This window comes from Methylobacterium tarhaniae (assembly GCF_001043955.1).
Classification (GTDB): domain Bacteria; phylum Pseudomonadota; class Alphaproteobacteria; order Rhizobiales; family Beijerinckiaceae; genus Methylobacterium; species Methylobacterium tarhaniae.
This window is the reverse complement of sequence record NZ_LABZ01000142.1, coordinates 1-11,602: the sequence shown is the minus strand read 5'-3', so window position 1 is coordinate 11,602 and position 11,602 is coordinate 1. Positions and strand designations below refer to the sequence as shown.

Here is an 11,602-nt window from a genome sequence, read left to right as displayed (position 1 = left end):
GCGCGTCGCCTCGACCGCGCCGGTCTCGGTCAGGCGCAGGAGCGGGCGGGGCTGCGCCTGCTCCCAGGATTCAGTCCCCCACGACCAGGTGTTGCGGGCCCAGAGATGCGGCAGGACGTGAAGCTCGGCCGCCTCCGGGCCGCGATTGACGACCGTGACCCGCATCAGGACGTCGTCGGGTGCGGCCTTGGCGTATTCCACCGTCACGTCGTGGTAGCGACCGTCGGCGAACACGCCCGTATCGGCGATCTCGTATTCGGGGAGGTTTCGTCCCTTGCGCCGTCCGTTCTCGGCGACGAGGTCGGCATAGGGGAAGGGGGCTTGCGGGTACTTGTAGAGCATCCGCATGTAGGAGTGGGTCGGGGTGGCATCGAGGTACCACCACAGCTCCTTCACGTCCTCGCCGTGGTTGCCCTCGCCGTTGGTGAGCCCGAACATCCGCTCCTTCAGGATCGGGTCGCGGCCGTTCCACAGGGCGAGGCCCAGGCACCAGAGCTGGCGGTCGTCGCTGAAGCCGGCAATGCCGTCCTCGCCCCAGCGATAGGCGCGGGAGCGGGCGTGGTCATGGGGCAGGTAGTCCCAGGCGGTGCCGCCCGCGCTGTAATCCTCCCGCACCGTGCCCCATTGGCGCTCGCTCAGGTAGGGTCCCCAGCGGTGCCAGCCCTCCGCTTCGACGGCGGCGAGGCGGCGGCCCTCCTCGGTCTCGGTGAGGCAGGGGGCGGGATCGGGCATCGCTGAGGTCTCCGCTCACACGGACGGGAGTCACACGGGATCCAGGTCGAGCATCCGCCGCACGCGGATCAGCTCGCCGAGGGACCAGGCCTGGAACGGGCAGCCGCCGGGACGGTGCGGAGCGTCGCCGTCAGCGACCTCCGAGACGTGGCCGAGTCCGGCCTGTTCCAGATGGGCGTCGAGGGGCGGCAGGAAGCGGGCGCGCGCCTCGGCCTTGGCCTCGGGCGAGCGGCCGCGCACGGAGAGCCAGGCATCGACGAAGGGGCCGATCAGCCAGGGCCAGACCGTTCCCTGATGGTAGGCGCCGTCCCGCTCCCTCGGACCGCCCGCATAGGCGCCGCGATAATCCGCGTCGGCGGGATCGAGGGAGCGCAGTCCCAGAGGCGTGAGGAGCCGCGTCTCCACGGCATCGACCACGGCCCGGGCCGGGGCGCCGGTGAGGAGCGGGGAGGGCAGGCCACCGACCGCCAGGATCTGGTTCGGCCGCAACCGCGCGTCCACCGCGCCCGGCACGTGGTCGGCATCGATCACGTCGTAGAGGGCGCCCGAGGGGGAGACGAAGCGCGCGACGCTGGCGGAGGCGCGCTGCTCCAGCTCGCGCCAGTGCGGCGACCAACGGGCCGCCCCGATCCGAAGGGCATTGATCCACAGGGCCTGGACCTCGACCGGCTTGCCGATGCGCGGCGTGACCACCCAATCGCCGACCTTGGCGTCCATCCAGGTGAGTTGCATGCCCGGCACGCCGGCGCGCAGCAGCCCGTCGGCATCGGCCGCGATCCCGTAGCGGGTGCCGGCGGCGTAGCCGTCGAGGATCGCCGTGCAGGCCTCGGCGAGGCGCGCGGCCTCGGATGCGCGAACCGGCCGGTCCGCGGCGGCATGGGCGGCGAGCACGTCGTGGACCGCCACCACGTACCAGAGCGAGGCATCGACGGCGTTGTAGTCCGGCGCCTCGCCCCGGTCGGGGAAGCGGTTCGGCATCATGCCCTCGCTCACCGCGCCGGCCCAGGCGAGCAGGATCGCGCGGGCCTGCGCGAGGGCGCCGGTGGCGACCAGCAAGCCACGGAGGGCGATGAAGGTGTCGCGCCCCCAATCGGTGAACCACGGGAAGCCCGCCACCAGGGTGCGCCCGCCCGGCCGGTCGACCAGGTAGGCGCCCGCGGCGAGCGCGAGCGGCGACAAGGCTTCCCGCCGCGCCCGCTCACCCGCCAGCAGGTGCTCGGCATGGGCCGCCGCCCGCACGCCGAGGCCGTCGCCGCTGCGCAGGACCATCGCGGCGGGGCCGGCGGCGAGATCGAAGGTGAAGCGGCCGGGGCTGCCCAAATCCTCGACGGCGTCGAGGCCGCGGTCGCGCTCCGCCGTGTAGAGGAAATTCCGGTACCATTCCGGCTCGTGCGCATAGGCCCCGTTGGTGAGCGCCGCGACGGCCGGCAGGTCGGGATAGGGCCGCCAGCAGACGTTGCCGCCCTGCACGGTCGCCGCGAAGGCGAAGGCCGGGTTCTCGTGGTGCAGGGCGTGGTAGTCGCGGCCCGAGAGGAGCGGGCGCAGGGTGAGGATGCAGGGGCCGCTGCCGGCCAGGCGCTGCCAGCGCAGCAGCGTCTCGCAGGATTCGGGCTCGACCAGCACCTCGTGCAGGATCGTGCTGCCGTCCGGCAGGCGGTAAGTCCAGCGCGGCCAGGGCCGCAGCGAGACATCCGCGATGTGGCGCCACCCGTCCGGGTGGATCACGTCCGGCGCGTAGTGTTGGGTCGAGAGCGCCACGGTGCCGCCCGCGGTCGCGACCTCCGCCTCGATCCCGTTGACCAGGACGACGCGGCCCGTCGGCGGGGTCGTCGCGGTCAGGAGGAGGGCGTGGTAGCGCCGCCGGCGCGGGCCCGCGACCGGGCCGGAGGCGAAGCCCCCGAGCCCGTCGGCCTCGAGCCATTCGCGCGCGTCGTCCACGGCCTCGTCGCCCGGTCAGTCGCCGTCCAGGGGCAGCCAGCGCCGGCCGTCGCGGGCGAGCAACGCGCCCGCGGCGTCAGGCCCGGCGCTGCCGGATTCGTAGAAGTCCGGCTCGCCGCCGGCGCCCCATGCCTTGACCAGCGGGTCGACGACGGCCCACGAGGCCTCGATGTTGTCGGCGCGCTGGAACAGGGTCGCGTCGCCGCAGAGGCAATCGTAGATCAGGGTCTCGTAGCCGACATTCGGCTCCTGCGCGAAGAAGTCGCCCTCCCGGAAGGTGGAGCGCACGGCGCCGAGCCGCATCGACGGCCCCGGCACCTTGGCGTTGAACTCGGTGGTCATCCCCTGCACCGGATCGACCATGATCCGCAGGATGTTGGGGGCGATCTGGTCGACCGGGGTGTCGCGAAACAGCCGGTAGGGCGCCGGCTTGAAATGCACCGCGATCTCGGTGCGCCGCCCGGTCATCCGCTTGCCGGTGCGCAGGTAGAACGGCACCCCGCCCCAGCGCCAATTGTCGATGGTGAGCTTGAGCGCCGTATAGGTCTCGGTACGGCTGTCCTCGGCCACGTGCGGCTCGTCGCGGTAGGCCGGCACGGCATGGCCCTGGACGGTGCCCGCCCGGTACTGGCCGCGCACCGCATCCTCCGGCTGGACCGGGCGCACGGCCTGGACGAGCTTCGCCTTCTCGGTGCGCACCGCCTCGGCCTCGAAGGAGACCGGCGGCTCCATCGCGGTCATGCACAGGAGCTGGAAGAGGTGGTTGGGCACCATGTCCCGCAAGGCGCCCGTCGGCTCGTAGAAGGCGCCGCGCTCCTCGACGCCGATGGTCTCGGCGGCGGTGATCTGCACGTGGTCGACGAAGTCGCGCCGCCAGATCGGCTCGAACATCCCGTTGGCGAAGCGGATCGCCATGATGCTCTGAACGGTCTCCTTCCCGAGGAAGTGGTCGATCCGGTAGAGCTGCGCTTCGTCGGCGACGGCGAGCAGCCGCTTGTTCAGTTCCTGCGCCGAGGCGAGGTCACTGCCGAACGGCTTCTCGATCACCACCCGGCGGAAGGCCCCGTCAGACTGCGTCAGCAGCCCGGCCTGGCCCAGGTGCTCGACGATCGGCGCGAAGAAGCGCGCCGCCACCGCGAGGTAGAACACCGCATTGCCGGGAATCTTTTCCGCGATGGTCCGGTAGGTCTCGGGCGCCAGGAAGTCGCCCTCGAGGTAGTGCAGCCGGTCGCGCACGAAGCCCCAGGCTTTCGGGTCGATGTGCTTGGCGTGGAACTCCGCCGTCTCGTCCTTGGTGAAGGACTCCATCGTGTCGGAGAGGGTCCTGCGCCACGTCTCGTCGGAGCCCGCGCTGTGGTCGACGCCCCAGATCGTGGTCGTCCCGTCGAGGAGGTGACTGCCCGCGAGGTTGTAGAGCGCCGGCATCAGCAGGCGCTTGGTCAGGTCGCCACCGGCGCCGAAGATCACGATGGTGCAGGGCGGAGCCGGCTTGCTGCCGGAGGCGGCATGCCCCTCCACCGGGACGTGCGACGTCATGGGGGTCTCCTTGCCAACGGGGCACGACGGCCGGGAAGCTAGATCTCGCGCCGCGGCGGGCAAGGGGCGCCCCAAGGTCAGGCCGCGGCGGGTGCAGGGCCCACCCGCATCCTCGCCGCCTTCCCGGGAGGAGGGGGCGGCCCTAAGGTCCCGCGGGACATTCTCTTCGAGAGCGAGCGGAACGATGGCGGACGGCACCAGGCAGGCGGGCAGCGTCGCGGTGATCGGGAGCGGCGGGATCGGCGGCTACCTGGCGGGGGCGCTGCAGCGGGCGGGGCGCGACGTGACGCTCTGCGTGCGCACGCCGTTCGACCGCCTCGTCGTCACCGACGCGTCCGGGGAGCGCGAGGTGCCCGTGCGCATCGTCGCCGATCCGGCTCAGGTCGGCGCCGCCGACTGGGTGCTGGTGACCACCAAGGCCCAGGACACCGCGAGCGCGAAGGACTGGTTCCGTACCCTCGTCGGGCCCGGAACCCGCGTGGTCGTGGTGCAGAACGGCGTCGGGCAGGCGGAACGGGCGCGTCCCCACCTGCCGGCCGACGTGACGGTGCTGCCGGCGATCATCTACTGCTCGGTCGAGCGCACGGCGCCGGGCCGCATCACCCATCACGGCAGCACGAAGATGAGCCTGCCGGCGGGCCCGGACGGCGCCGCCTTCGCGGCTTTGTTTGCCGGCACGCCGTTCGAGATCACGCAGGAGGCGGATTTCGTCACCGTCGCCTGGCGCAAGCTGCTCAGCAACGCGGTCGTCAACCCGATCACGGCGCTCACCCTGCGGCGCATCGTGGTCTTCAACGATCCGGCGATCCAGGAGCTTGCCCGCGGGCTGATGGACGAGGTGATCCGGGTCGCCAATGCCGAGGGCGCCCGGCTGACCGGGGAGGATGCCACCCGCATCCTCGACAGCTATCGGCGCATCAGCAGCGACGGCGGCAGCTCGATGCTCTACGACCGCCTCGCCGGCCGTCCCCTGGAGCACGCCCACCTCACCGGCGCCGTCGTGGCGGCTGCCGAGCGCCACGGGATCGCCGTGCCGCTCAATCGGGCGATCCTGGCGCTCGCCGGTGCGGCGAGCGGGCAGGGGCTGGCGGGGGACCGGTAGGTCACGGCGTCCTGCCCGAAGCCGGCCTCGTGCGGCGTGACGAGGTGAGGATTGCGGGCGCAGACCTGATCGGCCTGCGCCACATCGAGGCGATCGGCAAGAAGCCCGGGGTGCGATTGTCGGCGACCATCGATCCGGGCCCGACCCCTCCCCGACACGGCCGCGTCGGTCCGGAGCCGGGAGCAGACCTCGCGCGAGGTCTGTTCGACCCATGAACCGGAGCGAGGCCGCGCCGCCAGCGAACGCCCGGGACGGCCTCCGGAATCCGCGCGCGATCGAGGCCGTCATGCGGGCGGCGCAGGCGAGGTCACGGCCATCCGAGCAGGGCACGGCGGCCTCCGCCGCCCGGCTCGCGGCGGAGGCTTTCAGGCGGGGAACAGTCCGCTATTGGCCGTCACCGCCACCACCGCCCCCGGTATTCGGGAGCCCGCGCTCGGGATCGGACGAGTTCGAGGTGTTGGCGGTGTCGTTGGACCAGTTATCGGCACCGAGGCCGCTGCGGGCGAGGGTTCCGGTCGAGCCGGGCCCCGAATTGTCGATCTGCGATCGGCTCCCCTCGAAGACTTCCTCCTGTCCCTGGTACGGTGACGTGAGCCGAGGCGGGCCTGACTCCCTGATTTCGGCAGGATTGACACCCGTCTGCGCATAGGCCGGCAGGGCGAGAAACACTGCGATACCGGCGAGAGACAATCGTTTCATATATGCCTCCGGGTCCAGATCCTCCGCTTCGATTGTGCAGCGGTGATCATGATATAGATCTTCCCGTTCGGACTGCCATCTCATCATTCCGTGAACGGAATGCGATGGATGGATGACGGGAGCCCGGTTCGCTCAGAGGCCGGCCGTTCCGACCTCGACCCAGACCCGGCTGCCTTCGACCCGGACCGGATAGGTCGCGAGGTCGCGGCAGACCGGCCCGCCCTGCGCCCGGCCGGTGGCGATCTCGAACAGGCCGTAATGCGCTGGGCACTCGATGTAGCCTTCCACCACCTCGCCGCCGGCGAGGCTCACGCCGGCATGGGTGCAATGCGCCTGCGTGGCGTAGACCACGCCGTCGACGCGGTAGAGCGCCAGGGAGACGCCGCCAGCCTCGCGGGCCAGCACCGGGCTCCCGTCGAACTCGGCGAGATCGGCGACCGCGTGCCAGGTCATGGCGCAGGATACGCCGGCGCAGGATACACCGGCGCAGGACACACCGTGGCCCGGCATGCGCCGAAGCCGATCGGCGCGAAGCCCTCGCGCAAGCCCCGCGCCGTCAGGATGACCTCGTCGCCGTCCTCCAGGAAGCGCCGTTCCTCGCCGCTCGCGAGGCGGATCGGCGCCTTGCCGCCGTGGGTGGTCTCGAGCAGGCTGCCGCAGGATTCCGGGTCCGGACCCGACAGCGTACCGGTGCCCAGGAGATCGCCCGGGCGCAGGTTGCAGCCACCGCTGGTGTGATGGGCGATCATCTGCGCCACCGTCCAGTACATGTGCCGGGCGTTGGAGCGTGCGACCCGGTGCGGCGGAAGGCCGGCCTCGCGGGCGGCCCGGGTCGAGAGCAGGATATCCAGTTCGAGGTCGAGCGCGCCGCCGGCCTGGTCGGCCTCGTCGAGGAGGTAGGGCAGGGGATCGGGATCACCCGAAGGCCGCGCCGTCTGGGGGATCCGGAACGGCGCCAGCGCCTCCGGCGTGACGATCCAGGGCGAGATCGTGGTGGCGAAGCTCTTGGCCAGGAAGGGCCCGAGGGGCTGGTACTCCCAGCCCTGGATGTCCCGGGCCGACCAGTCGTTGAGCAGGCAGAAGCCCGCCACCTGCCCGGCGGCCTCGGCAATGGGGACCGGCGTGCCGAGCGCGTTGCCGGGCCCGATCCAGACCCCGAGTTCCAGCTCGTAATCGAGCCGCCGCGACGGGCCGAAGACCGGCGCGTCGAGGTGCGGCGGCTTCGCCTGGCCGTGCGGCCGGCGCACCGGTACCCCGGAAGGCCGGATCGACGAGGCACGACCGTGATAGCCGACCGGCACGTGCCTGTAGTTCGGCAGGAGCGGCTGCTCGGGCCGGAACTGGCGGCCGGTGTTGGTGGCGTGGTCGATGCCGACGAAGAAGTCGGTGTAGTCGCCAATCCGCGCGGGCAGGTGCAGCGTGCAGGACGCCGCCGCGTGCAGGAGCGGCGGCACCCGGTCGCGATCCGGCCCGTCCGCCCGCAGAAGCGCGAAGAGCTGCTCGCGCAGGGCCCGGCGCGGACCGGTCCCCAGGGCGAGCATCCCGTTCAGATCGCCGGATTCCGCCGCCGTCACCGCCCGAGCCGCGTCGCCGGTGACGAGCCCCGCCGCCTGCGCCGCCGCGAGATCGAGGATCTGGTCGCCGATCGCGACGCCGGCCCGCGTGGTGCCGCCCTCCGGCGAGAACAGTCCGAGCGGCAGGTTCTGGATCGGGAAGTCGGGATGCCCGTCGGCTCCCGGCACGCAGGAGCGGGCCGAGGGGTCGTGCGTATGGTCGAGCTCCGTCGAGCCGGAGGTTCGCATCACGGCGCCTCCGGCGGGGTCGGGTCGCCATGGTCGGCGAAGTGGCGCCCGGCAGTCCCGTCATCGAGGCCGGAGCCGCTGGCGGCGGGACGAAGCCCGGACGGCGCCTGGATGCTCATGGGTTGGGCATTCATGGCGGCGACCCTTTCCTCACCCGTCTATTAGTTTCGCCTGCAACCATTTACCGTGGCTTAAGAGCGGCCCGGACCGGCGTCAAGCGCGCGAGCGGTTGCGCGCGGACCGCTGCTGGGGCACAGCACCGGGCATGATCGCGGTGGATTGGGGAACGAGCAGCGCCCGCGCCTACCGGCTCGCGCCGACCGGGGCGGTTCTGGCGCGGCGCGAGGGCGCAGGCGGCATCCTGCGGGTGCCGGAAGGCGGCTTTCCGGCGGCCCTCACGGAGATGGTCGGCGACTGGCTGGCGGAGGGCGAGAACCGGGTTCTGCTCTCCGGCATGGTCGGCAGCCGCCAGGGCTGGCAGGAAGCGCCTTACCTCGCCTGTCCGGCGGGGCTGGACGCGCTGGCCGGCGCCGTCGTGCCGGTGCCCTTCGCGAATGCCGTCGTGCGGCTGGTGCCGGGCCTGAGCGCCGAGGACGCGTCCGGTATTCCCGAGGTGATGCGCGGCGAGGAGGTCCAGGTCTTCGGGTCTCTCGCCGACGAAGCCGAGGACGCGCTGATCTGCCTGCCCGGCAGCCACGCCAAGTGGGTGCGGGTCGTAGGCGGCCGCATCGCCGGCTTCACCACCAGCATGACCGGCGAGGCTTTCGCGGCCTTGAGCGGCCACACGATCCTCGGCCGGATGATGACCGGACCGGTGGAGGTGGGTCCGGCCTTCGAATCGGGCGTGGCCCGCTCGGCGGAGGGCGGAGGGCTGCTCCACCACCTGTTCGGCACCCGCGCCCTCGGGTTGTTCGGCCGACTCGCGCCGGAGGATGCGGCGAGCTACCTGTCGGGCCTGCTGATCGGGCACGACGTGGCGGCCGCCATGTCCGAGCCCGCGCTCGTGCGTCTTGTGGGCTCCGGCCCGTTGATGGCGCTCTACGGCCGGGCGATCGCCCTCAAGGGCGGCGAGGCGGTCGCGGGCGACCCGGATGCCGCCGCCCGCGGCTTGGCGCTGATCGGGGAGAGAACCGAATGGATGTGACGGGCTGGCTCGCGCGCTGCCCCCTGGTGGCGATCCTGCGCGGCGTGCGTCCGGAGGAGGTCGAGGCCATCGGCGAGGCGCTGGTGGCCGAGGGCGTGGTGATCCTCGAAGTGCCGCTGAACTCGCCCGAGCCGGTCGAGAGCGTGCGCCGCCTGGCGGCCCGCCTCGGCGACCGCGCGCTCGTCGGCGCGGGCACCTTCCGCCGCGAGGCCGAGGTCGAGGCGGTGGCCGCGGCCGGTGGGCGCCTGCTGGTGACGCCGCATGCCGATTCGACCCTCGTGCGCGCCGCCAAGGCCCGGGGCATGGTGGCGATGCCGGGCTTCCTGACGCCGGCCGAGGCGTTCGGCCTCCTCGATGCCGGGGCCGATGCCCTGAAGCTGTTTCCGGCCGAGGCCGGCGGTCCGCCGATGCTGAAGGCCCTGCGGGCGGTGCTGCCGAAGGGCACGCCGCTGCTCCCGGTCGGTGGCGTCGACGCAAGCAGCCTGCCGGCCTGGCGGGAGGCCGGCGCCAGCGGCTACGGCTGCGGCTCGTCGCTCTACAAGCCCGGCGACACCCCGGAGCAGGTCGCCGCCAAGGCGAAGACCCTGATCGCGGCGCTCTGAGCGCCGCGGGCGGAGGATGGCGGCATCCGCGATCCGCGGAGGTGGAGAAGCCGTGGACCAGGACCCACCCCACGGCGACCTCCCGCGTTCCGCAAAACGGGGGAGTGTGCCATTCCACCTTGGCGCAGGTGGGACATTTTAATACGGCGCCTACAGCCGCGATTCGCATAAGGTATCTTATGGAACCTGAGGCGAGGCGCTTGCGCAGTTCGGGCCGGTCCTGAGGCTGCACGACTCCGCCGAGGATCGTCCCACCGGTGGTCTCAAGCCGTCTCCCGCTCGGTCCCGGATGCCGTTTCCTGCAGCCGGGCCGCCACGATCCTGGCGAGCTCGGCCGCCTGACCGCGGATATCGGGCACCGCCGTGCATTCCCATAGCGTTCCGCGCAGCAGAGGTCCGAGCGTCCAGAGTGGCCGACCGGCCTCGCCGCGCTGGTCGAGCACCGCGAGGTCGTCCGCCACGGCGAGACCGAGCCCGAGGGCATCCGGACGGATCAGCCCGCGGCCCATCAGGCGGCGCAGCAGCAAGTCATCCGTATCGGCGACGCGTCCGACCCCGGTGGCGTCGATGATCCGTTGCACGTCGACGATCCGCGGCGTGGCGGCGCCACGCTCGCGCAGGCTGACACGGGCGTGGCCGGCCTGATCCTCGACCGCGACCACCCGGGCCCGCATCAGGGTCAGCCCACCGCCGGCACGCTCCCGGCCGATGATCTCGGCGGCCGGCGGCGCCATCCGGTGTCGGTGCACGTCCCAGAACGCGCGGACATGGCGCAGGAAGCGGCGCTGCTCGGAGAGCGGCAGGCTCCGCCAGAGGCCGATGCTGGCCCCCCGAAGGGAATCGATCACGCTGCGCCAATCGATTCCGGCCGAAGCGGCCCGGCGCGTCTCGTCGCGAAGAAAGCGCAGCAGCGCGGTGAGTGACCGGCGCGCCGCAATCGGTATCTCGGGCGCCGGCCACGGCGCGCCCGCGGCGTGAACCTGCGGCAGCAGGCCGTGGCGCGACACCGCGAGGATCGGCCCGGCGAAGCGGCGCTGACGCAAGGCCGCGACCGCGTCGACCATGGTCAACCCGGTCCCGATGATGAGCAGCGGCAGGTCGGAGCGCAGGTCGTCGAGCTGAGTGTCGTCCCAAGGGTCGACGGCGTAGCGGCTGCGGGGTCCGCGCGGCGCCCGCAGGTTGCCGCAAGCCAGGATGGCGCCGGCCACTTGCCGCCGCCGCCCGGCCGCAAGCGTCAGGTCGAAGCCCTCGGCCGTCGGCGCGAGGTCGACCACCTCGTCATTCTCGAGCATGAGCCGCGGTGCCGGCCCGGGCTCGGACAAGGCCGTCAGCAAGAGTTCCGTGACATACCGGCCGTAGAGCCCACGGGCCGCGAACAATCCGGCCGGCGTCGAGCGGGTCCATGCGGCCCCGTCGAGGGGGCAGGCTTCGAGCCAGCGGGCGAAATGCTCCGGCTGGTCCGGAAACGCGCTCATGTTGGTCGCGCGTACGTTGAGCAGGTGATCGCTGCACCCCGTCGCGTAGGCGAGCCCGCGTGCGAAGGCGCCCGACTTCTCGCAGAGCAGGACCGGGCGCTCCGGCATCAGCCGGCTCAGATGCAGAGCCGCCATGGTGCCGCTGAACCCGGCACCGATCACCGCGATGGGTGGAAGGGTCGTGCGCATCCGCCGTCGCTCTCCTGCGTCGCCTCTCCTATCTAGGGGAGACCGCGGGAAGGTCTCGACCGGCGCAATCAACCGATAGGCGGCCCGGCGCACTCTGAAACGCGGGGCACACGTACTCACTGGAAGCACAGGGCTCTTGCCGAGTTCGGCAGCCCCCTGCCCTCGTCGCCCCGGCCGCGTTCCTTCGGGGTTCGGCCGAGTTGACAGGCGAGCCGGCTACCCTTAGACAGCCGCTCACCGGCGGGGCGCCGAGCAAACGGCCTGCCCCACCGGACTTCCTCAGAGAAGGGCAAGCAAGGGCCAGGGCGACCTGGTTCGGCTTTCTGTTCTCCGGGGTACGAGATCTGGCTCCAGCCCGATCGGCTCTTTGACAAGTACATCTG

The 11,602-nt window shown here is 72.1% G+C and carries 10 protein-coding genes and 1 pseudogene; 3 read left to right on the top strand and 8 right to left on the bottom strand.

From position 1 onward, the window contains the following. The 3 genes and pseudogenes from VQ03_RS19900 to zwf form a co-directional block, all read right to left on the bottom strand. Positions 1 to 732 (bottom strand): annotated as a pseudogene (locus VQ03_RS19900) (MGH1-like glycoside hydrolase domain-containing protein); the annotation flags it as partial. 30 nt (positions 733 to 762) lie between these two features. Further along, entirely contained in the window at positions 763 to 2,670 is a 1,908-nt protein-coding gene (locus VQ03_RS19895) for an amylo-alpha-1,6-glucosidase (RefSeq protein ID WP_048452640.1), read from the bottom strand. Positions 2,671 to 2,685: 15 nt separating this feature from the next. Then, a complete protein-coding gene (zwf, locus tag VQ03_RS19890) occupies positions 2,686 to 4,206 on the bottom strand; it encodes a glucose-6-phosphate dehydrogenase (protein ID WP_048452639.1) in 1,521 nt (506 codons plus the stop codon). 184 nt (positions 4,207 to 4,390) lie between these two features. Here zwf and VQ03_RS19885 point away from each other — a divergent pair, with 184 nt between their 5' ends. Then, positions 4,391 to 5,308, top strand: a complete 918-nt coding sequence (locus VQ03_RS19885; protein WP_048452638.1) for a 2-dehydropantoate 2-reductase — start codon at positions 4,391 to 4,393, stop codon at positions 5,306 to 5,308. A gap of 384 nt (positions 5,309 to 5,692) precedes the next feature. On the opposite strand, the gene VQ03_RS32090 is transcribed toward VQ03_RS19885, so the two are convergent. From VQ03_RS32090 to VQ03_RS35080, 4 genes are all read right to left on the bottom strand, one after another. Next, positions 5,693 to 6,007: a hypothetical protein gene (locus VQ03_RS32090; protein WP_083468109.1), complete on the bottom strand. Its 315-nt coding sequence runs from the start codon at positions 6,005 to 6,007 to the stop codon at positions 5,693 to 5,695. A 132-nt stretch (positions 6,008 to 6,139) separates the two neighbouring features. Then, positions 6,140 to 6,460 (bottom strand): Rieske (2Fe-2S) protein, encoded by a 321-nt coding sequence (locus tag VQ03_RS19880; protein ID WP_048452637.1) that lies wholly within the window; start codon positions 6,458 to 6,460, stop codon positions 6,140 to 6,142. Beyond that, positions 6,457 to 7,809 (bottom strand): fumarylacetoacetase, encoded by a 1,353-nt coding sequence (gene fahA, locus VQ03_RS19875; protein ID WP_048452636.1) that lies wholly within the window; start codon positions 7,807 to 7,809, stop codon positions 6,457 to 6,459. Before fahA ends, VQ03_RS19880 begins: the two co-directional genes overlap by 4 nt. Next, positions 7,809 to 7,943: a hypothetical protein gene (locus tag VQ03_RS35080; RefSeq protein WP_280948499.1), complete on the bottom strand. Its 135-nt coding sequence runs from the start codon at positions 7,941 to 7,943 to the stop codon at positions 7,809 to 7,811. The genes fahA and VQ03_RS35080 overlap by 1 nt, the downstream gene beginning before the upstream one ends. Positions 7,944 to 8,074: 131 nt before the next feature. Here VQ03_RS35080 and VQ03_RS19870 point away from each other — a divergent pair, with 131 nt between their 5' ends. Both VQ03_RS19870 and VQ03_RS19865 read left to right on the top strand, forming a co-directional pair. Continuing rightward, a complete protein-coding gene (locus VQ03_RS19870; RefSeq protein WP_048452635.1) occupies positions 8,075 to 8,953 on the top strand; it encodes a 2-dehydro-3-deoxygalactonokinase in 879 nt (292 codons plus the stop codon). After that, the gene (locus VQ03_RS19865) at positions 8,944 to 9,555 is read left to right on the top strand and encodes a 2-dehydro-3-deoxy-6-phosphogalactonate aldolase (protein WP_048452634.1); all 612 of its coding nucleotides are present in this window, start codon (positions 8,944 to 8,946) and stop codon (positions 9,553 to 9,555) included. Before VQ03_RS19870 ends, VQ03_RS19865 begins: the two co-directional genes overlap by 10 nt. A 263-nt stretch (positions 9,556 to 9,818) precedes the next feature. Here the strand turns inward: VQ03_RS19865 and VQ03_RS19860 are convergent, their stop codons facing one another. Beyond that, complete coding sequence (locus tag VQ03_RS19860) at positions 9,819 to 11,219, bottom strand: FAD/NAD(P)-binding protein (protein WP_048452633.1); 1,401 nt, start codon at positions 11,217 to 11,219, stop codon at positions 9,819 to 9,821. Positions 11,220 to 11,602: the final 383 nt, after the last annotated feature.